Origin of the sequence: Streptomyces sp. 130 (assembly GCF_007096885.1) — a bacterium.
Lineage (GTDB): Bacteria > Actinomycetota > Actinomycetes > Streptomycetales > Streptomycetaceae > Streptomyces.
In genome coordinates this window covers 58,441-81,725 of the sequence record NZ_VJNO01000028.1, presented here as the reverse complement: position 1 = coordinate 81,725, position 23,285 = coordinate 58,441, and the positions used below count along the sequence as shown (strand labels likewise).

General features: G+C 72.6%; 22 protein-coding genes. 14 read left to right on the top strand and 8 right to left on the bottom strand.

Annotated features, from left to right (window positions below):
• Positions 1-144 precede the first annotated feature (144 nt).
• Positions 145-1,287 (top strand): DNA polymerase III subunit beta, encoded by a 1,143-nt coding sequence (gene dnaN, locus FKN01_RS22595; RefSeq protein ID WP_143623444.1) that lies wholly within the window; start codon positions 145-147, stop codon positions 1,285-1,287.
• A gap of 68 nt (positions 1,288-1,355) precedes the next feature.
• On the opposite strand, the gene FKN01_RS22590 is transcribed toward dnaN, so the two are convergent.
• Entirely contained in the window at positions 1,356-3,698 is a 2,343-nt protein-coding gene (locus FKN01_RS22590) for a serine/threonine-protein kinase (protein ID WP_143623442.1), read from the bottom strand.
• A gap of 142 nt (positions 3,699-3,840) precedes the next feature.
• Here FKN01_RS22590 and FKN01_RS22585 point away from each other — a divergent pair, with 142 nt between their 5' ends.
• Positions 3,841-4,557, top strand: a complete 717-nt coding sequence (locus FKN01_RS22585) for a GntR family transcriptional regulator (protein ID WP_143623440.1) — start codon at positions 3,841-3,843, stop codon at positions 4,555-4,557.
• A 121-nt stretch (positions 4,558-4,678) separates the two neighbouring features.
• Positions 4,679-5,329, top strand: coding sequence for a hypothetical protein (locus tag FKN01_RS22580; RefSeq protein ID WP_143623438.1), 651 nt, complete (start codon positions 4,679-4,681; stop codon positions 5,327-5,329).
• A 48-nt stretch (positions 5,330-5,377) separates the two neighbouring features.
• Here FKN01_RS22580 and FKN01_RS22575 read toward each other — a convergent pair whose 3' ends face one another.
• The gene (locus FKN01_RS22575; RefSeq protein WP_143623487.1) at positions 5,378-6,160 is read right to left on the bottom strand and encodes an SLATT domain-containing protein; all 783 of its coding nucleotides are present in this window, start codon (positions 6,158-6,160) and stop codon (positions 5,378-5,380) included.
• 382 nt (positions 6,161-6,542) lie between these two features.
• Between FKN01_RS22575 and FKN01_RS22570 the strand changes: the two genes are divergently transcribed.
• The 7 genes from FKN01_RS22570 (at position 6,543) to FKN01_RS22540 (ending at position 13,085) form a co-directional block, all read left to right on the top strand.
• Positions 6,543-6,881, top strand: coding sequence for a YbaB/EbfC family nucleoid-associated protein (locus FKN01_RS22570; protein ID WP_143623485.1), 339 nt, complete (start codon positions 6,543-6,545; stop codon positions 6,879-6,881).
• A gap of 79 nt (positions 6,882-6,960) precedes the next feature.
• A complete protein-coding gene (gene recR, locus FKN01_RS22565) occupies positions 6,961-7,560 on the top strand; it encodes a recombination mediator RecR (protein ID WP_018102117.1) in 600 nt (199 codons plus the stop codon).
• Positions 7,561-7,652: 92 nt separating this feature from the next.
• The gene (locus FKN01_RS22560) at positions 7,653-8,312 is read left to right on the top strand and encodes a DUF5063 domain-containing protein (RefSeq protein ID WP_143623436.1); all 660 of its coding nucleotides are present in this window, start codon (positions 7,653-7,655) and stop codon (positions 8,310-8,312) included.
• 211 nt (positions 8,313-8,523) lie between these two features.
• Positions 8,524-9,795, top strand: coding sequence for an aspartate kinase (locus FKN01_RS22555; protein WP_018102119.1), 1,272 nt, complete (start codon positions 8,524-8,526; stop codon positions 9,793-9,795).
• Positions 9,792-10,856: an aspartate-semialdehyde dehydrogenase gene (locus FKN01_RS22550; protein ID WP_143623434.1), complete on the top strand. Its 1,065-nt coding sequence runs from the start codon at positions 9,792-9,794 to the stop codon at positions 10,854-10,856. Before FKN01_RS22555 ends, FKN01_RS22550 begins: the two co-directional genes overlap by 4 nt.
• Before the next feature lie 382 nt (positions 10,857-11,238).
• Positions 11,239-11,814, top strand: a complete 576-nt coding sequence (locus FKN01_RS22545; protein WP_018102121.1) for a SigE family RNA polymerase sigma factor — start codon at positions 11,239-11,241, stop codon at positions 11,812-11,814.
• A 119-nt stretch (positions 11,815-11,933) separates the two neighbouring features.
• Positions 11,934-13,085 (top strand): hypothetical protein, encoded by a 1,152-nt coding sequence (locus tag FKN01_RS22540; RefSeq protein WP_143623432.1) that lies wholly within the window; start codon positions 11,934-11,936, stop codon positions 13,083-13,085.
• A gap of 46 nt (positions 13,086-13,131) precedes the next feature.
• On the opposite strand, the gene FKN01_RS22535 is transcribed toward FKN01_RS22540, so the two are convergent.
• Positions 13,132-14,010, bottom strand: a complete 879-nt coding sequence (locus tag FKN01_RS22535) for an SURF1 family protein (RefSeq protein WP_143623430.1) — start codon at positions 14,008-14,010, stop codon at positions 13,132-13,134.
• Between the two features lie 72 nt (positions 14,011-14,082).
• On the bottom strand, positions 14,083-15,927 hold the full coding sequence (locus FKN01_RS22530) for a prolyl oligopeptidase family serine peptidase (protein WP_185992943.1): 1,845 nt from the start codon (positions 15,925-15,927) through the stop codon (positions 14,083-14,085).
• Positions 15,928-15,997: 70 nt separating this feature from the next.
• Between FKN01_RS22530 and FKN01_RS22525 the strand changes: the two genes are divergently transcribed.
• A complete protein-coding gene (locus tag FKN01_RS22525; RefSeq protein ID WP_143623428.1) occupies positions 15,998-16,834 on the top strand; it encodes a bifunctional 2-polyprenyl-6-hydroxyphenol methylase/3-demethylubiquinol 3-O-methyltransferase UbiG in 837 nt (278 codons plus the stop codon).
• 46 nt (positions 16,835-16,880) lie between these two features.
• On the opposite strand, the gene FKN01_RS22520 is transcribed toward FKN01_RS22525, so the two are convergent.
• Together FKN01_RS22520 and FKN01_RS22515 are read right to left on the bottom strand one after the other, a co-directional pair.
• A complete protein-coding gene (locus FKN01_RS22520) occupies positions 16,881-17,687 on the bottom strand; it encodes an SGNH/GDSL hydrolase family protein (RefSeq protein ID WP_143623426.1) in 807 nt (268 codons plus the stop codon).
• Positions 17,688-18,237: 550 nt separating this feature from the next.
• Complete coding sequence (locus FKN01_RS22515; RefSeq protein WP_143623424.1) at positions 18,238-18,879, bottom strand: TetR/AcrR family transcriptional regulator; 642 nt, start codon at positions 18,877-18,879, stop codon at positions 18,238-18,240.
• A 78-nt stretch (positions 18,880-18,957) separates the two neighbouring features.
• Here FKN01_RS22515 and FKN01_RS22510 point away from each other — a divergent pair, with 78 nt between their 5' ends.
• Positions 18,958-20,481, top strand: coding sequence for a serine hydrolase (locus FKN01_RS22510; protein WP_143623422.1), 1,524 nt, complete (start codon positions 18,958-18,960; stop codon positions 20,479-20,481).
• 78 nt (positions 20,482-20,559) lie between these two features.
• Here FKN01_RS22510 and FKN01_RS22505 read toward each other — a convergent pair whose 3' ends face one another.
• Positions 20,560-20,826, bottom strand: a complete 267-nt coding sequence (locus tag FKN01_RS22505) for a twin-arginine translocase TatA/TatE family subunit (protein WP_143623420.1) — start codon at positions 20,824-20,826, stop codon at positions 20,560-20,562.
• A gap of 216 nt (positions 20,827-21,042) precedes the next feature.
• On the opposite strand from FKN01_RS22505, the gene FKN01_RS22500 reads away from it, so the two are divergent.
• Together FKN01_RS22500 and FKN01_RS22495 are read left to right on the top strand one after the other, a co-directional pair.
• Positions 21,043-21,447, top strand: coding sequence for a BlaI/MecI/CopY family transcriptional regulator (locus tag FKN01_RS22500; RefSeq protein ID WP_143623418.1), 405 nt, complete (start codon positions 21,043-21,045; stop codon positions 21,445-21,447).
• Between the two features lie 4 nt (positions 21,448-21,451).
• Complete coding sequence (locus tag FKN01_RS22495; RefSeq protein ID WP_143623416.1) at positions 21,452-22,381, top strand: M56 family metallopeptidase; 930 nt, start codon at positions 21,452-21,454, stop codon at positions 22,379-22,381.
• Positions 22,382-22,583: 202 nt separating this feature from the next.
• Here the strand turns inward: FKN01_RS22495 and FKN01_RS22490 are convergent, their stop codons facing one another.
• Positions 22,584-23,039, bottom strand: a complete 456-nt coding sequence (locus tag FKN01_RS22490) for a tellurite resistance TerB family protein (RefSeq protein ID WP_143623414.1) — start codon at positions 23,037-23,039, stop codon at positions 22,584-22,586.
• Positions 23,040-23,285: the final 246 nt, after the last annotated feature.

Genomic DNA, 23,285 nt, shown 5'->3' with positions numbered 1-23,285 from the left:
GCTTTCATCCGGCAACTTCACTCGTGTGGGGGACGCCTCCGGCCTCGCGGACGGAGGCGTTCCCCGTTGTGTTGTCAGTGGCCGCCTCTAACGTCGCAAGCGTCGGGACCGCAGGCGGTCGGCGCGCGAGGAGAGGGCATCACGATGGAGTTCCGGATCGAACGAGGCGAGCTGACGGACGCTGTCGCCTGGGCCGCCCGCGTTCTGCCGACCAGGTCGCCCGTGCCCGTCCTCGGCGGGCTGCTGCTGGAGGCGACGGACGGCGGACTCAGCATCTCCGGCCTGGACTACGAGGCGTCCGCCCGCATCGAGGTGGCGGCGCGGACCGAGCGGCCCGGGAAGGTCCTGGTCATGGGCCGCCGCCTGCTGGACGTGTGCAAGGTGCTGCCCGAGGGGCCGGTGGAGTGCGCGGTCGAGGGCTCACGGTTCACGGTGACGGGCGGCGGTGCCGGATTCGGGCTGTCCGTCCTGCCGCTGGACGACTACCCCGCGCTGCCGCCGCTGCCCGGGATACTCGGGGAGGTGGACGGGCGGGAGTTCGCGGCCGCCGTCGCCGACGTGTCGGTGGCCGCGGGCCGGGACGACACCCTTCCCACGCTCACCGGAATCCGCCTGGCCCTCGACGGCGAGCGGATGACCCTCGCGGCCACCGACCGCTACCGCTTCGCCGTCCGTACGCTCGACTGGAGGCCCACGAGCCAGGGCGGCACCGCCGACGCCGTCGTCCCGGCCCGCCGGCTCGGCGAGATCGCCCGCTCGGTCGGCGCCCGCCCCGGTACGGTCCGCCTCGCCCTGGACAGCGGTTCGGCGGGCTTCGAACGGGAGGGCATGCGCACCACGGTCCGGCTGCTCGACGGCCGGCTCCCGCGCCACGACAAGCTGTTCGTGCTGACCGGTCCGGTCAAGGCGGTGACCGAGCGCGAAGCGCTGGTCGAGGCGGTGAAGCGGGTCGCGGTCGTGGCGGACGGCGACAGCCCCCTCCAGTTCGCGTTCACCCGCGACTCCGTCCTGCTCCAGGCCGGGTACGAGGACGACGTGGCCTCCCAGCGCCTGCCCGCCGGGCTCCTGGGCGCCGAGGAGATCGCCGTGGGCTTCAACCCCACCTACCTGATGGACGCGCTGGCCACCTTCGACAGCCCGGTGATCCGGTTCCAGCTCATGGGCCAGGGCCAGCGCGCCATGATCACCGGCCATCGGGACCACGAGGAAGCGGTGGCGGCGGCGGACGGGGCGGGGGACACGGTCCACCAGCACCTGCTCATGTCGCTCCGGCCGCTGATCCAGTGAAAGCGGTGGCGGGACCGGGCCGTGGGCGGTCGCGCGCCCGCACCGGCGGCCCCGCCCGGCCCGCCGCGTCAGCCGGACTTCGTGTACGTGAGCTTCTCGCCGCTCGACGTGTTCTCACGGCTCAGACTGCCGTCCGGGAGCAGGGTGAGCCTCGTCGGAGCGCCGGGAGAGCAGGAAGCGGCAGGTTCCCCCTCCGTCACGGTGGACGGGCCGATGCTGACGGACTCGCCCTCGGCGGCCTCGGCGCTCAGGGGTGCCTCGAAGACGCAGTGGTAGGTGCCGCCGCTGGCCAGCGGGCCCTCGGCGGTCAGGGTGAGGACCGTGTCGCCCACTTCGCCCTGGCTGATGACGAGTTCACGGGTGGAGTGGCCGGTGTCGTTGTCGATGCTGCCGGACCAGGAGCCCAGGTAGCCCTCGGGGATGCCGCCCCCCTCGCCGTTGTCCCCGTCGTCGGGCGAGGGATCGGGGGAGACGTCGGGGGAGGGGGAGTCGTCGACGGCCTGCGAGGGGGTGGGCCCGGCCGAGTGGGTGGGCCCGGCCGTGGGCGTCCCGCCCTTGTCGTTCATGAGGGCGTAGACGGACCCGCCGGCGCCTACGGCGACCAGGACGGCGACGAGGATCAGCGCGATGGTCGAGCCGCTGCTCCGGCGGGCCGGTTCGGGTGCGGGGGCCGGGTGCTGGGCGCCGGCGGGGTACCCGGGGCCGTACGGAGGGGTGGCGCCCTGACCGGGCTGCTGGGGGTAGCCGTACGGGTAGCCGTGGTCCGGGCTCGGCTGCTGGGGGTAGCCGTATGCCTGGCCTTGCCCGGGGTGCTGCGGATAGCCGTAGCCCTGGGCGGGGTGGGGTGGTTGGGGGTGGCCGTAGCCCTGGGCGGGATGGGGCTGCTGGGGGGGGCCGTCGCCCGGGGCGGGATGGGGCTGCTGCGGGGGGCCGTAGCCCTGGGCCTGCTGCGGCGGGGCGGCCGGGTGCGGGTAGCCGTATCCGGGAGGCGGGGTGCCCGGGGGCGGCCCGCTCGGCGGCGTGTCGGCGGCACCGGCCGCGGCACCGGCCGCCGTGGGGTGCGCCGGGGCGGGGCCGGGGCCGGGCAGCCCGGAGGGCGGGAGCGGGGCGGTCGGACCGGCGGAGGAGACGAGGACCTCGGTCGCCGGCTCGGCGGGAGGCTCGACGCCCGGCTCGGGCAGGGCACCGGAGGGGGGCACGGCGTCGGACGGCCCGTCGAGGAGGACCGCGCCCTGCGGATTCCCGTTTCCGGGGGCGGGGACGGGGACGGGGCCCCGGGCCCGGTCCGGCACGGCGTCCGTCGGCGCGCCGTCCGCCGGCACCGCGTCGGTCAGCGCGTCACCGGGCCCCGCGACGGCGGGCACCCCGCCACCCGACGCCGCCCCGCCGCCGGCCGCCCCGCCACCCGACGCCGCCCCGCCACCCGACGCCGCCGCGTCGGCCGGCGCCGCCCCGCCACCCGGCACCGCGTCCTCGGGGTCCTCCGAATCGAGCAGTTCCACGGCGTGGCGGCCGAGCTGGGCGATGAGGGCACCCGGGAGCCAGGGCTCCGCGTTGTCGTCGCCGTCGGCCAGCAGCGCCAGGATGTCGTCCGTGGACGGCCGGGCCCCCGGGTCCTTGTGGAGGCAGCCGCGGATCAGGTCGTCGAGGCCGGGCGTGACCCCGGTCAGGTCCGGGTCCTCCTGCGCGATGCGGAACAGCAGGGCGTGCATCTCGTTGGCCGCGGCGCCGAAGGGAAGCCGGCCGGTCAGGGCGTACGTCAGCACCGACCCCAGGCAGAACACGTCGCTGGCCGCGCTCACCCGCTCGCCCCGCACCTGCTCCGGAGACATGAAGCCGGGCGTGCCGACCAGGGCGCCGGTGCGGGTGAGGCCGCCGTCCGTGATGGTGTCCAGGGCCCTCGCTATCCCGAAGTCGATGACGCGCGGTCCGTCGATCGTGAGCAGGATGTTGGAGGGCTTCAGGTCCCGGTGGATCAGTCCGGCCGCGTGGATGGCCTTCAGGGCGTGCGCCAGCCCCGAGCCGAGAATGCGGACGGACCGCTCCGGCAGGGGGCCGTAGGCGCCGGGGGCCGGGCCGGACGCGGTGCCCGGCCCGCCCGAGACGGTGGCGTGGAGGGAGGGGCCCGCCACATATCCGGTGGCGACCCACGGGACGTCGGCCTCGGTGTCGGCGTCCAGGACGGGCGCGGTCCAGATCGAACCGACCCGGCGGGCGGCCCGCACCTCCTGGCGGAACCGGTCGCGGAATTCCTGCTGCGCGGCCAGCTCCTCGCGCACCAGCTTGAGCGCGACCGTGCGGCCCCGGTCGGACCGGGCCAGATACACCTGGCCCATCCCGCCCGCGCCGAGGCGCCCGAGCAGACGGTAGGCGCCGATGCGCTGTGGATCGGTGGACCCGAGCTTCTCCATGGTGTGCGGCCTCCCCCGTACGACAACACGCCGGACGGGGACGAGAATAGCGGCGTGGATCGCCCGGCCGGGCCCCTCCGGGGCTCAGGGCCGGGGCGGCCCCGGTCTAAGGTGACCCGGAACCGAATGGGGGAGGGGCGCCATGTGCGCGAGCGGAGCCGTCACCCGCAGCACCCTGCGGCAGCAGATCGCGGACGCGCTGCGCGACGAGGTGCTCGCCGGGCGTCTGCTGCCGGGGCGGGAGTTCACCGTCAAACAGATCGCCGAGCAGTACGGGGTGTCCGCGACGCCCGTCCGCGAGGCGCTGTTCGACCTCTCCGCGCAGGGCCTGCTCGAATCGGACCAGCACCGCGGATTCCGGGTGCACCGGTTCACGGTCGCCGACTACCGGGCGATGGTGGAGGCCCGGGCCCTGGTCATGGACGGGGTCATCCGGGACGTCTTCCACGAGCCGGTCGCGGACCGGCGTGCCGACTACCGGGACGCGCTCGTCTCGGTACGCCGCCGTGCCGAGGAGGCCGCCAGGGCGGCCCGCAGCGGCGACCTGGACATCCTCATCGGCTACGACCTGCGCTTCTGGCGCGAGCTCGGCGGGCTCATCGGCAACGGCTACATCAGCGACTTCCTGCACCGGCTGCGCGTCCAGGCATGGGTGTTCGCCGTGCCGTACCTGCGGGACGACGCCGATCTGCGGGACTGGCTGTGGAACGGCCACGCCGAGCTGGTCGCCGCCATCACGCACCGGGACCGCGAGGCCCTGCGGACGGCGATAGACGGGTACAACGGCCATGCGCTGAGCTGGGCCGACCGCCTGGCCGGGCGGGGGCCGAGCGCGGAGGAGACCGAGGGGCGCGCCTGACCGGCCCGGCCCGCGCCGCCCCTCGCGCCCCGGGCCGGTCGTGAGCGACCACTGTGCGCGCGGTTCCGACCGCACTACGCTGTCCCGACCACCGCACGCACCCGTTGGAGAGCGAGACTTCGTGGCCTGTGACCTGTGGCTGGTCCCCCTTGTCGACGTGCTGTGCCACAGCCCCGACAACCCCTTCGCCGAAGAGATCGCCCTTTACGACAAGGCCCTGGGCGAGGCCGGACTGCCGCCCGTCCCCGTCTACGCCTACATGCCGGGGCTGACCGGAGACGTCGCCCCGGTCGCCGGCTTCGACTACGACGCCCTGCACTTCCTGCGCCGTGCCTATCTGCTCCAGCTCAGCGGCCTCGCCGTCACGCCGGTCGGCGAGCTGGGCGGGGACTACGAGCAGTTGCTGGAGATGTTCGAGGCAACGGCCCGGCAGTCGCACCTGGTGTGGCACTTCGACCACGCGGGGGCGTACGTCCCCCTCGACTTCGAGGCGCCCGTCTCCACCGACGACCTGCTGGCGGCGGGCGGCCCGCTCGGTTCCGCGCACGGGCTGCTGCGGGAGCTGGAGTTCGTCGCCCCGGCCATCGGGATCGACCCGGCGAACCCGCCGGCCGCCCCCCTGCCGCCCGCCGCCCCCACCGAGCTGGAGGAGCCGGCGACCTCCGTCCCGTACGACGACAGCCCCTTCGCCCGGGAGCGCCACGTCTGGCTCGGCCTGCACGCCGCGGCCACCCGCAGCCTCGCCCAGGGATCGATGATCGTCTTCAGCTGAAGCGGTCCCGGTGCCCCGCGCCGGAGCCCCGCGACGGCCGGCGAACGGTCAGCGCGGGGACTCCGGCGGGCGCTGCCGGGGCATGTTCGGCCGGCCCATCGACTGGAGCGGGAAGCGTCCGGGCGCCGCGCCCTGCTCCGGGCGCCCGGTCCCGGAACCGCCGGAGACCAGGGCCTGCATCCCCAGCGGTGCGGGCCCGGCCCGGAACTCCACCATCCAGTCGGCGGTCTCCGACCGTACGAGTTCCGTGATGTCCTCGGAGAAGCGCCGCAGCACGCCCAGGCACCGCTCGGTCGCCTCGCTCGCCGTGCCCTCGGCCGGGCCGAGCACCTCCCGTACGCACTCCGACGCCCAGTCGAACCGGAGCACCTGAAGCCGGCGCTGCACCGCCTGCGCGGTCGCGAGATTCCTTATCCAGCCCGAGGTCAGACCGAAGTAGCGGTCGCACGCCATGCACGCGGCGCCGAGGAGCAGCGACAGATAACCCCAGCCGGCCGCGCCGTGCAGCGCGCCCGTCAGGTCGAGCAGCGGCAGGGCGGCGCCCGCGACCGCCCCGGCGGCGGTGCCCATGCGCAGCGCCCTGGCGCCGCGCCGCTTCCACAGCCGGTCGTGCAGATACCAGTCGGCGGTCCGCAGCGCCTCCGCCTCCAGCCACCGGTAGAGCTCGTCCAGCCGCTGGGACGGCTCTCCCCAGTCGCCGCCCAGCGGGAACGGCTCCCCGGTCAGGTCACGGCCCCGCCCCGCACGGTCCTCGGAGTCCGTACCGGAGGGAGCGGCCGCACCCGCCGGGCCGGACGTGCCGGACTTGCGGGGTGGCACTTCGGGCTGCATCTCCGGCTGACTCACCGGGGTACTCCTCTGCATGCTGCATAGCGACGCGTGCTCTCGACCGCGTACTCGACGGCGGGGCGGATCCCTGTTCTGCTCCCGGTCCCTGGACGCGACGGGCAGTCCCCCATGCGTAACCATGCGTGAGGAGGGGTAGGCGCTGCGTGCCGGGACGCATGCCCTTCCTACCGCCGAATGGTGGGCCGTGGGGTCGAAATCGCGGTATTCACGGGTGTGCACGGCCTCTGGTCAGGTATAGGACTTCAGGCACGGCTCTCCCGATCTCACTCGAAAGAGTTGCTCCTCGGCGGGTGGGGCGCGCCGCCCGGGGACAACGTAGGCTCGGCGTACCGAAACATTTGTCGTCGAAATGCCTGGAGTGACCGTGATTCCCGGTGGTGGTCAGCCCGACATGCAGCAGCTGCTGCAGCAGGCCCAGAAGATGCAGCAGGAGCTCGCCCAGGCCCAGGAAGAGCTTGCCAGGACCGAGGTCGACGGCCAGGCGGGCGGCGGCCTGGTCAAGGCGACGGTCAACGGCTCGGGCGAGCTGCGTGCCCTGGTGATCGATCCGAAGGCGGTGGACCCGGAGGACACCGAGACCCTCGCGGACCTCGTCGTCGCGGCGGTCCAGGCGGCCAACGAGAACGCGCAGCAGCTCCAGCAGCAGAAGCTGGGCCCGCTGACCCAGGCCCTGGGCGGCGGCATGCCCGGCCTGCCGTTCTGACCGGCCGCATATCCAAGACCGTACGTACCCCCTACGGTACGTACCACGACTCAGCCGACTCAGTCAGGAAGGCGTTCCGTTGTACGAAGGCGTGGTTCAGGACCTCATCGACGAACTGGGCAGGCTGCCCGGCGTCGGTCCCAAGAGCGCGCAGCGGATCGCCTTCCACGTGCTGCAGGCGGAGCCCACGGACGTGCGGCGCCTGGCGCACGCCCTGCTGGAGGTCAAGGACAAGGTCCGCTTCTGCGCGGTCTGCGGCAACGTGGCCCAGGAGGAGGAGTGCGGGATCTGCCGCGACCAGCGGCGCGACCGGTCGGTCATCTGCGTGGTCGAGGAGCCCAAGGACGTCGTCGCGATCGAGCGGACCCGTGAGTTCCGGGGGCGCTACCACGTGCTGGGCGGGGCCATCAGCCCCATCGAGGGCGTCGGTCCGGACGATCTGCGCATCCGCGAGCTCCTCGCCCGCCTCGCCGACGGCTCCATCACCGAACTGATCCTGGCGACCGACCCCAACCTGGAGGGCGAGGCCACCGCGACGTACCTGGCGCGGATGGTCAAGCCGATGGGTCTGCGCGTCACCCGGCTGGCCAGCGGCCTTCCGGTCGGCGGCGACCTGGAGTACGCGGACGAGGTCACGCTCGGCCGGGCCTTCGAGGGCAGGCGGCTGCTCGATGTCTGACGGCCGCGTTCCCGCATCTCACGACGGCTTTACGTTCAGCGCGGTTATCTTCTACTCACCGTCTCCGACCGGTCACACGGGAGGTCTCCTCGATGTCTGACGCCACGCTGAACACCGTCACACAGGACCCCGGCGATTTCGCTGTCCAGATCGCCGACCAGATCAAGACGTTCATCGTCGCGGTCACCGAGGTGTCCAAGGTCGAGGAGCCGGAAGAGGCCGTTCCGGTCCTGCTCCTCCAGGTCTCCCAGCTCCTGCTGGCCGGCGGCCGGCTCGGTGCGTACGAGGACATCGTCCCCGACGAGCGCTACGAGCCCGACCTGGGCGCCGAACCGGACGCGGACGGCCTGCGCGAGCGCTTCGCGGCCCTCCTGGAGCCGATCGACGTCTACTCCGAGGTCTTCGACCCGTACGAGCCCCGCAAGGCCCCGGTCGCCGCCCGCATCTCCGACGACCTGGCCGACCTCGTCACCGACCTGCGCCACGGCCTGGCCCACTACGAGGAGGACCGCACCACCGAGGCCCTGTGGTGGTGGCAGTTCTCCTACTTCTCCAACTGGGGCTCCACCGCTTCCGCCGCCCTGCGCGCCCTCCAGTCCCTGATCGCCCACATCCGGCTCAACCAGCCCCTCCAGGAGCTGGACGGCCTGGACACCGACCAGGACGCCGGCGACGACGACCTCGCAGAAGAGGCGGGCCGCGTCATGTTCGAGGAGATCGCGGGCCCGCTGGGACTGCGCCCGGCGAAGTAGGCGGCCCCGGTCGGCGCCGTCGGGTGTGGGCTGGGCCACAAAAGGGAATGCGTACGTGTCCGGTGGGCAGCAGGGCGGTACGAGCGGTTCGGAGTGCACGCGGATGATCACGTGGTGAGCGGGACATCTCAGCATGTGGTATCAGCAGGGCGTTTCCGGGCTGCTCGTTAAACTGAGCCGACCGCAGTAATGGACTGAGCGAGGAGCGCACGTGGGCCTTGTCGTGCAGAAGTACGGAGGCTCCTCCGTAGCCGATGCCGAGGGCATCAAGCGCGTCGCCAAGCGAATCGTCGATGCCAAGAAGAACGGCAACCAGGTGGTTGTCGTGGTGTCCGCGATGGGCGACACGACGGACGAGTTGATCGATCTCGCCGAGCAGGTATCCCCGATACCGGCCGGGCGTGAGTTCGACATGCTGCTGACCGCGGGAGAGCGCATCTCCATGGCGCTGCTGGCCATGGCGATCAAAAACCTGGGCCACGAGGCCCAGTCGTTCACCGGCAGCCAGGCGGGCGTCATCACCGACTCGGTCCACAACAAAGCGCGCATCATCGATGTGACGCCGGGCCGTATCCGTACGGCGCTGGACGAGGGGAACATCGCGATCGTCGCGGGGTTCCAGGGTGTGTCCCAGGACAAGAAGGACATCACCACGCTCGGCCGCGGCGGGTCGGACACCACTGCCGTCGCTCTCGCCGCCGCGCTGGACGCCGAGGTCTGCGAGATCTACACCGACGTGGACGGCGTGTTCACCGCCGACCCGCGGGTCGTCAAGAAGGCCCGTAAGATCGACTGGATCTCCTTCGAGGACATGCTGGAGCTGGCCGCGTCCGGCTCCAAGGTGCTGCTGCACCGCTGCGTCGAGTACGCACGCCGATACAACATCCCGATCCACGTCCGCTCGTCCTTCTCCGGACTGCGGGGCACCTGGGTCAGCAACGAGCCGCAAGGGGACCAGAAGGTGGAGCACGCGATCATCTCCGGAGTCGCCCATGACGTCTCCGAGGCCAAGATCACCGTCGTCGGCGTGCCCGACAAGCCCGGCGAGGCCGCCGCGATCTTCCGTACGATCGCGAACGCCGAGGTCAACATCGACATGGTGGTGCAGAACGTCTCCGCCGCGTCGACCGGCCTGACGGACATCTCGTTCACGCTCCCGAAGGCCGAGGGCCGCAAGGCCATCGACGCCCTGGAGCGCAACCGCGGCGTGATCGGCTTCGACTCGCTGCGCTACGACGACCAGATCGCCAAGATCTCCCTGGTCGGCGCGGGCATGAAGACGAACCCCGGGGTCACCGCCGGCTTCTTCGAGGCGCTGTCGGACGCCGGCGTCAACATCGAGCTGATCTCGACGTCCGAGATCCGCATCTCGGTGGTCACCCGGGCCGACGACGTCAACGAGGCCGTGCGCGCCGTGCACACCGCCTTCGGCCTCGACAGCGACTCCGACGAGGCCGTCGTGTACGGGGGCACCGGCCGATGACCGCACGCCGCCCTTCGCTCGCGGTCGTCGGTGCGACCGGGGCGATCGGTGGCGTCATGCTCCAGATCCTCTCGCAGCACGCGGACGTCTGGGGCGAGGTCAGACTCGTCGCCTCACCGCGCTCGGCCGGCCGCAAGCTGGTCGTACGCGGTGAGGAGAGCGAGGTCCTCGAACTCACCGAGGACGTCTTCGAAGGCATCGACGTGGCACTGTTCCTGGTGCCCGCCGAGGTCTCCGCGCGCTGGGCCCCGGTCGCGGCCTCCAAGGGCGCCGTCGTCATCGACGACTCCGCCGCCTTCCGGGCCGACGACGACGTTCCGCTCGTCGTGCCCGAGATCAACCCGCACGCCGTACGGATGAGACCGCGCGGCATCGTCGCGAACCCGAACTGCACCACGCTGGCGCTGATCGTCGCCGTCGGCGCCCTGCACGCCGAGTTCGGCCTGCGGGAGCTCGTCGTCTCCTCCTACCAGGCCGTCAGCGGCGCCGGCCGCGACGGGGTCGCCGTACTGCGCGAACAGCTGTCGATGGTGGCCGGCACCGAACTCGGTACGAAGCCGGGCGATGTGCGCCGCGTCGTGGGCGACACGCACGGCGGCCCGTTCGCCGCGCCGGTCGCGCTCAACGTCGTCCCGTGGGCCGGGACGGACGCCGGCGACGGCTGGTCGTCGGAGGAGCTGGCCATCCGCGAGGAGTGCCGCAAGATCCTCGGCCTGCCGAGCCTGCGCGTGTCGGCGACCTGCGTGTACGTACCCGTCGTCGCCACGCACTCGATGTCCGTCCACGCCCGCTTCGAGAACGAGGTCGCGGTCGACCGGGCCCACGAGATCCTGGCGACCGCTCCCGGGGTCGTGCTGTACGACAGCCCGGGCGCCGGTGACTTCCCCACCCCGTCCGACGTGGTCGGCACCGACCCGACCTGGGTCGGCCGGGTCCGGCGCTCGCTGGACGACCCGCAGGCGCTGGAACTCTTCGTCTGCGGCGACAACCTCCGCAAGGGCGCCGCGCTCAACGTGGCGCAGATCGCCGAATCCGTGGCCGCGGAATTCCCCCGGCTCTGACCGGCAGCGGTCACGAGGGCCGGATCGAACCTGTTTTGCACTTTCTGTGAACGCTCTGTGAGCAACTCGCTGGTCTGAACCTCTTGAGCTGGGCAGTCGCCGTGACGGACGATGACCTTTCGGTTCGTTGCAACCGCGGGTCGGGCGCCAGGCGTCTAAGCGGTCACTTCTTGCGCGGCGGGGCGCATGTGCGGGGCATCTGGGAAGAGCGGGTACGTATGAAGGCATATCGCAGGGCCTCAAACGCGGTGCCGTATGCGTACAACCCTGACGGGGGGAAGCGTGTCCAACTGGCGTGGCAGAGGTTCTCGATATCACAGTGGTGGGCCCCTTGCGCGGCGCTTCGGTGCGACCGCTCCGCCGGGCCCGTGCAGCCGGTGGCATGCCGGTGATCGCGCCCATGCCCGCCGCGCGCCAGACGGGGCTGCCGGCGCAGCGCGAGGGTGCTGAAGAGAGCGTGGCAGCCGGAACGACCGTCGACCATCTCACCGAAACCTACCGCGCCCACTACCGTTCGCTGCTCGGCCTCGCGGCCCTGCTGCTGGACGACACGGCGTCCTGCGAGGACGTCGTGCAGGAGGCGTTCATCCGCGTGCACTCCGCGCGCAACCGGGTCCGCGAGCCCGAGAAGACCCTCGCGTACCTGCGCCAGACCGTCGTCAACCTCTCCCGCTCCGCGCTGCGCCGCCGCATCCTCGGGCTGAAGCTGCTCTCGAAGCCGATGCCGGACATGGCCAGCGCGGAGGAGGGGGCGTACGACCAGCTGGAGCGGGACGCGCTGATCAAGGCGATGCGCGGCCTGCAGAGGCGTCAGCGTGAGGTGCTGGTCCTGCGCTACTTCGCGGACATGACCGAAGCCCAGGTCGCCGAGACGCTGGGCATATCCCTGGGCTCGGTGAAGGCCTACGGGTCACGCGGTATCGCGGCCCTGCGCGTGGTGATGGAGGCGCAGGTATGAGCCGGCGCGATGACCACCGCGATCACGACCATGAACAGGACCGGCGGCCCGGGGGCCGTGACGGATCGCGGCGCGCATTCCCGCGTGGCGTGCCGCTGGACCGGACCGGGAACGCACCTGTGAACCAAGGGCCGGACGACGCCCCGCACGCGGACCGCGACGGCGACCCCCTGGGCCTCGCGGCCACGGCCGGCCTGTTCGGCGGCGGATCGGCCGGCGGGGGTGTGCCCTTCGGCGACGACGGTGACGACGGCGCCGAGGACGCGCTGCGCCGCATGATGCACGGTGCCGTGCAGGACCTGGAGCCGAGCGAGGGCAGCCTCGACCGACTGCAGCGCGCGGTGCCCGCCCGGCGGGCCCGGCGGCGGCAGGCCCTGGTCGGTGCCGCCGCGGCGGCCCTGCTCATCGGCACCGCGATCCCCGCGTTCGTCCACGTCGCCAACTCGGACGGCGCCGGCACGGCCAGCCCCGCCATCGCCGGCCACGGCGAGCAGGCGCAGGGCGGCAACGGCGAGGAGCCCGGTGCGGACTCGGGCAACGGCGGCGGCGAGAGCGGCGGCGGCCACCCCAACGGCGGCCAGGGGCTTCCGCACAGCACCACGACCCCGTCCGACAGCAGCGGCCAGGGCCAGGTCGGCGACCCGGCCGGCGCGTCCGCCGATCCCGCCATGAGCGCGGTGGACACCATGCGCCCGTGCGATCCGGGACAGCTCGGCGTGAAGTCGGCCAGGAGCGGCGCGCCGGGCGCCGACGGCACGGTCTACGGGGCGTTCCGCATCGCCAACGTGTCCGGCGAGGACTGCGTGGTGCGCAGCGGTGGCACCGTGGGCTTCGAGGCGATGGGCGCGGCCGACCCGACGCGGATCGAGGTCGTCCGGCACACCCCGGGCGACCCCGCGTCCGGTCTGCCCGACCCCGCCGCGGAGGAGGACAGCGTCCTGCTGAAGCCGGACGCGGTCTACGAGGTGCAGTTCGCCTGGGTCCCGAAGGACACCTGTCCGTCCACCGGCGGTTCGCCCTCCCCGACGCCGACGGACGGCGCGGGGGGCGCCGGCGGCGGCGGTTCGGCCGGATCCGTGGCCACGGGCGGCACCGGAGAGAGCGAGACGGGCACGGAGACGCAGTTCGGCGCCGACGGCGCGGCCCCCGCCGAGGGCAGCATCTCCGTGCGGCACACCCCGGAGCCGGGGGCTCCGGTCGCCGCTACGAAGATCGACAACGCCTGCGCGGGAACGATTTACCGGACGGGCGTCCTGGAGCCCTCGTCGTAGCGGCGGGTCCGGGGCGGCCGGTGGCCCGCGCCGCCGGGCCGCCCGCTCACACCCCGGAGCGGGCCTCCGCCTCGGGGACCGCCGGTGAGACGGCCTCCGCCTCGGGCACCAGGCCGAGCCGCACGTCCCGGGCGGCCTCGGCCTCGCGCCGGAGCAGCCGGAACCACATGAAGACCACGAACCCGGCGAAGACGAACCACTCACCCGTGTAGCCGAGATTCTGGAAGGCCTTGAGGTCGAGCCCGCCGCCCTCCGGCGCGGCGGCCGGAACCGGGCGCAATGCGGTCGCCTCGGACCGGGCCGCACCGCTCACCGCGTCGCCCGAGGCGCCCACGGCCTTCTCGGAGCCGCCCGCGCCGCTCGCCGGGAGCGTCACCCAGGCGTCGTACACGTCGTACGGCACCAGGTTGACGAGTGACGCCGCGCTGATCATGCCCACTTGGCCGTCCGGCAGCCCACCCGTCGCGCCGACGCCCGCAGTGCCCGCGTTTTCCGAGGCCTGGAGGTCGCCGGTCACCGTGACCCGGCCGGCCGGCGCGGGCGGCACCCGGGTCTGACCGGGCTTCCCGGGCAGCCAGCCGCGTACCACCGGCAGGGCCTTGCCGCTGTCGGTCCGGAGCATGTCCAGGACGTAGAACCCCTTCCGCTCGTCCAGCTCGCGGCCGGGCACCAGGAAGCGGTCCGCGTACCGCCCGGTCGCGATGGCGGGCCGGCCGGAGGTCTCGGTGTCGACGGGCAGCAGCTCGTCGAGCGGTTCGGCGGTACGGCTGCCGGGCGCGGGCTGCTTCTCGGCGGCCTCGTGCGTGTGCACGCGGTCCTCGAAGCGGCCGAGCTGCCAGGTGCCCATGAACACGCAGAACGGGATCGCCAGCACGACGAAGAGGTTGATCCCCCACCACCGCGGGGTCAGCAGGAACCGGTACACCCCTCCACGGTACGGTCCCCGCTCCGGCCGGCCGGAGCGGGGGCACCCGGAAGGCGGCCTTTTATCCGGCTCCTACGCGGGCCCGGCCGGCGACACCCCGGACAGGTGCCGTCGGGCGAAGTCGAGCTCCAGCCGGACCTGCTTGATCCGCTCCTCCACGACGAGCGAGCCGTGCCCCGCGTCGTACCGGTAGACCTCGTGCACGGCGTCCCGGGCCTTCAGCCGGTCCACGTAGTTCTCCACCTGGCGGATCGGGCAGCGCGGGTCGTTGACCCCGGCGGAGATGTAGACCGGGGCGCGCACGGCGTCGACGTACGTCAGGGGGGACGACGCCTCGAACCGCTCGGGCACCTCCTCCGGCGTCCCGCCCAGCAGCGTGCGGTCCATCGCCTTCAGGGCCTCCATCTCGTCGTGATACGCCGTGACGTAGTCCGCGACGGGGACCGCGGCCAGCCCGAGGGCCCAGTCGCCGGGCTGCGTACCGAGGCCGAGCAGCGTGAGATAGCCGCCCCAGGAGCCGCCGGCCAGAACGAGCTTCGCCGGGTCCGCGAGGCCGGACTTCACCGCCCACTCCCGTACCGCCGCGATGTCCTCCAGCTCGATCAGCCCGACGCGGTGCTTGAGCGCGTCCGTCCACGCCCGCCCGTAACCGGTCGAGCCGCGGTAGTTGACCCGGACGACCGCGTAGCCGTGGTCGACCCAGGCCGCCGGGCCGGCCGCGAATGCGTCGCTGTCGTGCCAGGTGGGGCCGCCGTGGATCTCGAAGACCGTCGGGAACGGCCCCTCGGCGGGCGCCGCCGGACGCTGGACGAGCGCGTGGATCCGGCCGCCGGGCCCGTCCACCCACACGTCCTCGACGGGCACCGAGGCCGGGGCCTTGGCCCCCGGCGGGTCGAGCACCACCGCGCCGGTCGTGGAGCGGACGACGGGCGGCTCGGCCGCCGACGACCACAGGTATTCGACCGTCCCGTCCGGGCGGGCCGTGGCGCCGGAGACCGTGCCGGCCGGCGTCTCCAGCCGGACCAGCTCGCCGTCGGCCGCGGCGGGCTCGTACCGCCAGAGCTCGCTGCGGGCCTCGAAGCCGTGCTCGACGAGCAGCGCGGAGCCGTCCGGATACCACTCGGCGCCCACATCGCCCGGCAGGTCGATGGCCAGGTCCGTCTCCGTGCCCGCCACCGGGTCCCAGATCATCGGCTCCCAGCGTCCGCGCCTCTGGTGCCCGACCAGCAGCCGGGTGTCGCCGGCGACCGGCGCGAAGCCGAGGACGGCGAGGCCCAGCTCCTTCGTACCCCCCTCCGTGTCGTCCAGCTCCGCGACCGTCGTCCCGTCCGGCCGGACCACGCGCAGCGCGGAGTGCATCGCGTCCCCGTGCTCGGTGTGCTCCAGGGCGATCAGCGTGCCGTCGTGGCTCAGGTCGCCGACCCCGGCCGATTCGCGGTGCCGGTAGATCTCCACGGGGGCCGCGCCCGGCCGTACGACATGGACCGTCGAACCGTCCTCGTCCGTCGAACGGCCGATCACCGCCGTGTTGTCCCGGCCGATCGCGAGCCCGGCCGGATAGGACGGCCCGAGGCCCGGAGCGGCCGGCGCGGACCCGGCGTCCACTCCGCCGTGGAACGGCCGGCGCATCCACACCCCGAACTCGTCCCCGTCGGTGTCGTCGAACCACCACACGGACTCGCCGTCCGGCGTCAGCACGCCGTCCGTCGTCCCGTTCGGCCGGTCGGTCACCCGGCGCTGCTCACCGGTCGACCGGTCCCACGCGTACAGCTCGTAGGTCCCCGTCGCGTTGGAGACGAACAACGCGCGGTCCGGCGCGTCCTCGGCCCAGTCGGGCAGCGACACCCGGGGCGCGCGGAAGCGCTGCTCCCACAGCGGAACGGATGCGGTCGTCGGCGATCCAGTGGCCTCAGTCATGACCCCATTCTGCGCCGGGCCCCCGACAATCCGTTCGCCTCATCCGCAGCCTGTGGATAACCTCGCGCACATGTCCACCGCTCCGACACCGCCCGACTGGCGCGAGGCCAACCGCAGGATGTGGGATGAACGCGTGCCCATCCACGCAGGCAGTGACTTCTACGACCTGGGCTCCTTCCGCGCGGGGAAGGACGCCCTGCGGCCCTTCGAGCTGGCCGAGGTCGGTGAGGTGACCGGCCGGTCGCTGCTGCACCTGCAGTGCCACATCGGACTCGACACCCTCTCCTGGGCCCGGCACGGCGCGGCGCAGGTCGTCGGCCTCGACTTCTCCGAACCGGCCGTCGAGACCGCCCGCGCCCTCGCCCGGGACCTGGGGCTCGGCCCCGACCGCGCGGCCTTCGTCGCCGCCGATGTGTACGACGCGGCCCAGGCCGTGCCGGACTCCTCGTACGACATCGTCTACACGGGCGTCGGCGCGCTGAACTGGCTGCCCGACATCGACCGCTGGGCCGAGACGGCCGCGTCGCTGGTGGCGCCCGGCGGCTTCCTCTACCTCGCGGAGTTCCATCCGCTCACGGACTGCCTGGACGACGAGACGGGCTCGCGGATCGTGCACGACTACTTCAGCCACGAGGCATGGGTGGACGAGACTCCGGGTACGTACGCGGACTTCGACGCCCCGACCGTCCACAACCGCAGCGTCGAGTGGCAGCACCCGGTGGGCAGCGTGGTGTCCGCGCTGGCCGCCGCCGGCCTGCGGATCGAATTCCTCCACGAGCACGACGTCTCGCTCTTCGCGCGTTTCCCGGTCCTGAAACGTGGCGGGGACGACTTCTTCCGTTTCCCGCCGGACCGTCCGCGCATCCCGCTGATGTACTCCCTCAAGGCGACCCGCCCGGCGGTCTGACGGGGCAGCGGCGCCCCGGCGGAGGGCCGGGGCGCCGCTTTCGTGTCTACGCCGCCGAGCGGAACGCCGGCAGGTAACCGCCGGACTGGCCCTCGGGCTTCGGGTGGTACGAGTTGTAGACGGGGATCGAGACGCTGTGCAGCCACGGATCGCCGGAGCACAGCTCATGCCCGGTGAACTCGTCGGCGACCCCGGAGAAGGTGAACCCGGCGTTCGCCGCCTGCTTGGCGATGACGCCGTTCAGCACGTCGGACGCGTTGTTGATGGCCGTACGCGCCTTGTCGGACAGTCCGACCAGACAGCTTCCGCCGATCTTGTAGAAGCGGGGGTAGCCCAGCACCACGACATGGGCCTGCGGGGCCTTGGAGTGGATGGAGGCGTAGAGCGAACTCAGCGCCGAGGGCAGGGCGTTGTTCATCTTGCCGACGGCCGCGTTCACGGCCGAGACGCAGGCGGACTCGCCGGACAGCACGCAGTCCTGCATGACGTCGGCGAACCCGACGTCATTGCCGCCCGCGGTGACGCTCACCAGCGACGTGGACGAACTCAGCGCGCCGAGCTGACCACTGGCCACGGTGCTCGTGGTGGCGCCCGAACAGGCGACGAACGCGAAGGAGGACGGCGAGTTCGCCGCCGCCCAGAGGTAGGGATAGGCCTTGGTACTGCGCCGGCAGTCACCGCTGTCGGACAGATAGCTGCCCGCGCCGACACCGGACGAGTACGAATCGCCCAGGGCGACGTACCCGCCGGCGGCGGCCGGGGAGGACGCCGAAGCCGGCTGGGCGATCCCCAGAGCGGCAGCGGCGGCGAGGAGCAGAGTGGATGCGGACGCCCAGAATCTCCGTACTGACATGGCTGTCAGCCCTCCGAAGTGTGGGGGGTGGGTGGGGGGTTGAGTGAGCGGTCCCTGTTGTAGCAGCTCCCGGTACCAGTCGGTAATAGCTCTGCGAGAACCCGCCTGAATTGCCCGAATGATCGGTCGGCAGCCATAGCTCCGCGCGTAGATAAACCCACAACTCCCCCTGAAACAAAGGTTTTACGATGACCGGCCCATCGCATCACAGGGGGCGGCTCACCGGTGGCGGCGTCCGGCTTCCCGGCTCCGGCCCCGCGGCCGGCGTCGAGGCCGAAGCCGTACGAGTGGTGGTTCGCGTCCGGGCTGCCGCACGGCCCCTGCCCCCAGAAGCCGCTCAGGGGCCCGACCCGCGATGCGGATCAGGTCCCTGACCTGGTAATCACCGTCGGGGTGACGGGATTTGAGCCCACGACCCCTTCGTCCCGGACGGATCGTCTCCCGGGTCTCTCCCGGGGCGGCTGCTCGACGCCCCGGTCGTCTCCCGTGGTCGAGCCGTCGCGGACGCGCGGCAACCGGCATCGGCAGGCGGCCCCGGCGGGTCGGTTGACTATCTCGCGTACTGGCGGCACTCGCCGGTGAAGACGACGGCCAGTTCGGCCTCGAGCAGGGGTGTCACGCACGGGGCCACGGTTGCTTCGGCGGCGTCCTCGGGCTCGCGGTAGACCTGGAGCGCCAGGCCCTCCATCACGGCGGTGAGGCGAATGGCGGCGGGCAGCGGGTCCACGTCCTCCTCGACCTCTCCGCACTCCTTGCCGTTGTGGACGGCGCGGGCGATGTCGTCGCGCAGCTTGCAGGCGGTCTCCGTGTCGACAGCCGCGAGGGCGGGGGCGTCGAGGGAGCGGCCGGCGAACGCGCGGGCCACCCGGTACTCGGTGCGTCGGGCCTCGTCCAGGGGGATGTACTCGGTCATCACCTCGGCCATGACCCGGGCGATGGGCCGCTTGTGCTCGACCCCGTCCCTGATCCGTGCCTCGACGCGCGCGCGGATGCGAGCCGAGACCTCGCGGAAGGCGTGGAGCAGCATCTCGTCCTTGGTGCGGAAGTAGTGCTGGACGAGTCCGACGGACATGCCCGCGGTGGCGGCCGTGCGGGCGACGGTGACGGCGTCGAGCCCGTGAGTGGTGATCAACTGGCTGACCGCCCCGGCGATTTGACGGCGGCGTTCTTCATGGTCGGCGGTTCGTGGCACTTGATAACCGTACCAGCGTACGGTTATAACCGTATCTCCATATGGTTACCCGGTGTGCTCATGGAAGGACGACACTCCATGCTCAGCCCGCTTGGCCGCGTCGCCGCGGCGGCGACAGCCCTCCTGCTCCCTCTGCTGCCCTCAGGTCAGCCGCCGGCCGCGGCCGACTCGCCCGTCTCCGCAGACCGCTTGGCGGCTGTGGACGCCTATGTGCGCGGACGCATGGAGGCCACCCGTACGCCCGGGCTCTCCTACGCCGTGGTCGGGCCCGGCGGGCCGATTCATACGCGGGCCTGGGGAACGGACGGACACGGCGAACCGGTCACGACCGACACTCCCTTCCTCTGGGGCTCGGTCGCCAAGCCCATCGCCGCGAGCGCCGTGATGACGCTCGTGCAGGACGGGCGGCTCCGGCTCGACGACCCGGTCGTCGACCACCTCCCCGCCTTCCGCTTCGGCGGTGACGCCCACGCCTCTCGCGTCACTGTCCGCCACCTGCTCCAGCAGACCGCGGGCCTTCCCGAGTCGGCCACCATCGAGGTCACCGACTGCGTCGACGCGGACTGCCCGGGCGCGGTGGAGCGCGTCGCCGAGCTGGACGGCATCCATCCGCTCGGACCGCCCGGCTCCACGTACGCGTACACCAGCGCCAACTACCTCGTGCTGGCCGCCGTCGTCGAGTCCGTGACCGGCCGGTCCTTCGCCGACCATCTCCGGGACAGCGTCCTGCGCCCGGCCGGCATGGACGGGGCGATCGCCGACCGGGCGTCCGCCCGCGAGCGGAACCTTCCGCCCGGACACCAGCTGCTGTGGGGCATACCGTCCGCGATCGCCGACGGCGTGGACGACGACGGCGCCGCCTACGGCTACACCGGCGGTGACCTGAACGACCTCGCCGCCTTCGCGGCCCTCCAGCTCCGGTCGGGGAAGGCCGACGACGGAGCGTCGGTCCTGACGCCCGAGTCCGTCCGCCTCATGCGGCAGTCCGGCCGACTGGACCCATCCGGCGCCGAAACCGGATACGGACTGGGTTGGCGCGTCGGGGGCCTTGAGGCTCCCCTCGACAGCGCGATCTGGCACACCGGCGCCACCCCGGGCTACTCCGCGATGCTCTTCCTCCTGCCGGAGCGGAACATCGCCCTCGTCCTCCAGCAGAACCTCCACGGCCTCCTTCACGACGCTGCCGTCATGGAAGTCGGCTTCGGCGCCGCCCGCATCCTCGCCGGAGGCGCCACCCCCACCGACGCCCCCTCCGCCGCGACGTACCACGCCACGGTCTGGGGCGTCACCGCCCTGGCCCTCGCCCTCCTCGCGGGCGCCTTCCACGCTGCCCGCCTGCTCCGCCGACGGCCCGTACCCCGCCGCGTCGTCCCCACCGTCCTGTGGTGTCTGGCCGGCGCCCTGCCCGGTATCGCCATGGCGGCAGCCCTCGCCCTCATCGGCCCCAACGCGCTGTGGGTCTGGATACCCGACGTCTTCATCGCGCTGTGCACGGCGACGGCCGCCGGGGCCGCCACCATCGCCCTGCGGCTCGCGGCCGCGTGCAGGAGCAGAGGCGGCGCCCGGCGACCCGCTGCCCCGGTGCGAGCCCGAAGTGCCTGAAAGGCGAGGGGCACGCGACCGTACGAGGAGAGGCAGCCGCCTCGCGGGCGGCGCGTCGCGGACGCACGGCCCGTCGGCTCAGGGGCGTACGTTCCCCGGGGCCGGGCCCGGCGAGGCGTCGGGGTGTCCGTCGCCCCGCGTGGCCGGATTCTGGAGGGGGCGGCTGTCGGTGACCTGGTAGGTGGCCTGCGGTTCCGGGGCGCCATCGGCCTTCATCGCCTTGGTCTCGCTCTTGAGGACGCGGGCGGCCTTGCCGGCGCTGCGGGCGAGTTCGGGCAGCTTCTTGGCGCCGATGAGGAGAATGACGGCGATCAGGATGATCGCCATCTCGCTGATTCCGAACACTGTCTTCCGCTCTCCCAGGAGGTGGTCGTCTCGGAGCTGAAAATCTACAGTGATGTAGAGGGAATGGGGAAGGCCCGGCTTCCGGCCCCGTGCCGCGTCTCCCATGTCGTACGACAGCGCCACCAACGCCACCCGAACGACAACAGGCCGAGCCGCGACGTCTCAGTACGATGAACCGCCCCACAGGGCAGGACGAGTCGGCGGGAGGGCGGCGGAATGACGAAGGACACGCGAGAGGGGCAGGACGCCTCTCCCCGGCGGCGGGGACAGGGCGAGCTCGAAGCGCAGGTGCTGTCCGCGCTGCGCCAGGCCGGCGGTGCCCGTACCGCGGGGTGGGTGCGGGAGCGGCTCGGCGGCGGTCTCGCCTACACGACCGTCATCACGATCCTGACCCGTCTGCACGTGAAGGGCGCGGTGTCGCGCGAGCGGGCGGGGCGTTCGTTCGAGTGGACGGCGGTCGCCGACGAGGCCGGGCTCGCGGCGCTGCGGATGCGGAAGGTCCTGGACGGCGAGGCGGACCGGGAGGCGGTGCTGGCCAGCTTTGTGACGGGCCTCCCGCCTCATGACGAGCGCTTGTTGCGGGACCTGCTGGCTCAGGACTCCGAGGAGGGGGAAGGCTGACGGCATGGGGCTCTTCGTCTTCCTGCCGCTGGTCCTGCCCTTGACGGCATGGCCGGTCGCACGACTTGCCGAGCACCACCTGCATCCGCGGACAGCCACCTGGCTCCTGGCCGGTGTGTCCGGTGTGCTGGCCGTGTGCAGCACCGTGTGCCTGGCCCTGCTGATGGTGGTCGGCACCGCGCAGCTTCCCGGCAACCCGCTGCCGGACGGCTGGTCGGACCCGGAGGTCCGCGAGGCCGTCCCGTACGACGAGGTCGCGGGGAAGGCCGCCATCCCCGCCCTGTTCGCCGTTCTCGCCTCCTGCGCCAGAGCCGCGTGGCGCCACCACCGCGTGCGCAGCCGCGCCGGGCGGGCGCTGGCGGGGCTGCCGGCCACCTCGGGCGTGGTGCTGCCCGACAAGAGCCCGTACGCGTACGCCCTGCCGGGCCGGAGGAACCGTGTCGTCGTCACGACCGCGATGCTCGCCGCCCTGAAAGGGCCCGAGCGCCGAGCCCTCTTCGCCCACGAGCGTGCCCACCTCGACGCCCGGCACCACAGGTTCCTGCTGACCGTGCAGCTCGCCGCGCGTGCCAACCCGTTCCTGCGGCCCCTGCGCACGGCGGTCACGTACACCACCGAGCGGTGGGCGGACGAGGAGGCCGCCGCCCGGATCGGCAGCCGCCGGGTCGTGGCGCGAGCGGTCGGCAAGGCCGCGCTGGCCTCCCGGGTCGCGCCGGCTGTGACGCTCGCGGGATTCGCGGCGGCGGGTCCCGTACCGCGTCGGGTGGCGGCCCTGCTGGGCCCGGCTCCGGTCGCGGGCGTCTGGCCGTCGCTGTTCACGCGCGCGGGTCTGGCGGCATGGGGTGCGGCAGCCGGTACCACGGTCTCCGCGCTCTCCTCGGCGAACTCGGCCGTCACGCTGTTCGTGATCCTCAAGGCGGCGACCCCGCTCTGACGGGCCCCGGTCGCAGCCCGACTCCCGTAAACCCCGGGGGAACGAGGGGGGGGCTGATGAACTGACGGACTGCTTCTGGTGGGTTCTGATCCTTTTCCGGACGTCACAGGTGTTCGCGGAGGAGCTGACGGTCCCGGCCCGGCAGGGCGCGGAGGGTGGGGCCGGCGACGACGGGGCGGGCCCCACCCAGAACGGTGGTCGACTACAGGTCGAACTCGTGCGGCGGGAGGCCGAGGGCGAAGCACGCCTCCCGTACGACCGCCTGCTCGTCCTTGTCGAAGTCGCCGTCGGCGCCGCCGATGATGATGCCGATCTGGATGACGGCGCGGGCCTCGGCGGGCTTCTTCTTCGCCTTGGCGACCTCCTGGAGGACGCTGACCTTGCCGAAGCCGAAGTCGGCGGTGAGCTTGTCGCAGTTGGCCTCGAAGCGGCGCTGGAGGTCCTCCGCCGGGAAGTTCTGCAGCACCTCGTTGCTCATGATGAGCTGGGCGACCTTCTGACGTTCGGACGGGTCGATGCTGCCGTCCGCGGCGGCGACGAGCGCGCACATCGCCATGGCGGCGTCGCGGAACGCGCCGCTCTTCAGGTCGTTCTTCTTCGCCATCAGCTGCGTCTGCATCGTCGACGCGGATTCCTTGATGCGGTCCCACAGGGCCATGTCCGAGCTCCGTTACGTGTCGGAGGCGGCCCGGGCCGGACGGGGTCGGTCCGGGCCACCCCCGAATCTTCTACATTGATGTAGAAGTTATCAGGCGCTGAGTCGCGCCGCGCTGTTCCCGGTCAACTCGTCCGTGGCCGCCCCACGAGAGGGCCGGCTTCTCGGGCGAGCCGGCCGCCGTCAGGGTTTCGGGGCTCTGCGCATGGCACTTGGCGCACGACGGCCCCAAGAACCGTGGAATCGCGG

Bases quoted from the DNA above. Each gene is read 5' to 3' on its own strand.
- FKN01_RS22490 (WP_143623414.1), bottom strand. From the start codon at position 23,039: ATGGCCCTGTGGGACCGCATCAAGGAATCCGCGTCGACGATGCAGACG.
- FKN01_RS22500 (WP_143623418.1), top strand. From the start codon at position 21,043: ATGACGAAGGACACGCGAGAGGGGCAGGACGCCTCTCCCCGGCGGCGG.
- FKN01_RS22560 (WP_143623436.1), top strand. From the start codon at position 7,653: ATGTCTGACGCCACGCTGAACACCGTCACACAGGACCCCGGCGATTTC.
- FKN01_RS22530 (WP_185992943.1), bottom strand. From the start codon at position 15,927: ATGACTGAGGCCACTGGATCGCCGACGACCGCATCCGTTCCGCTGTGG.
- FKN01_RS22575 (WP_143623487.1), bottom strand. From the start codon at position 6,160: ATGCAGCCCGAAGTGCCACCCCGCAAGTCCGGCACGTCCGGCCCGGCG.
- FKN01_RS22510 (WP_143623422.1), top strand. From the start codon at position 18,958: ATGCTCAGCCCGCTTGGCCGCGTCGCCGCGGCGGCGACAGCCCTCCTG.
- FKN01_RS22585 (WP_143623440.1), top strand. From the start codon at position 3,841: ATGTGCGCGAGCGGAGCCGTCACCCGCAGCACCCTGCGGCAGCAGATC.
- FKN01_RS22550 (WP_143623434.1), top strand. From the start codon at position 9,792: ATGACCGCACGCCGCCCTTCGCTCGCGGTCGTCGGTGCGACCGGGGCG.
- FKN01_RS22520 (WP_143623426.1), bottom strand. From the start codon at position 17,687: ATGTCAGTACGGAGATTCTGGGCGTCCGCATCCACTCTGCTCCTCGCC.
- FKN01_RS22545 (WP_018102121.1), top strand. From the start codon at position 11,239: ATGCCGGTGATCGCGCCCATGCCCGCCGCGCGCCAGACGGGGCTGCCG.
- FKN01_RS22590 (WP_143623442.1), bottom strand. From the start codon at position 3,698: ATGGAGAAGCTCGGGTCCACCGATCCACAGCGCATCGGCGCCTACCGT.
- FKN01_RS22525 (WP_143623428.1), top strand. From the start codon at position 15,998: ATGTCCACCGCTCCGACACCGCCCGACTGGCGCGAGGCCAACCGCAGG.
- dnaN (WP_143623444.1), top strand. From the start codon at position 145: ATGGAGTTCCGGATCGAACGAGGCGAGCTGACGGACGCTGTCGCCTGG.
- FKN01_RS22495 (WP_143623416.1), top strand. From the start codon at position 21,452: ATGGGGCTCTTCGTCTTCCTGCCGCTGGTCCTGCCCTTGACGGCATGG.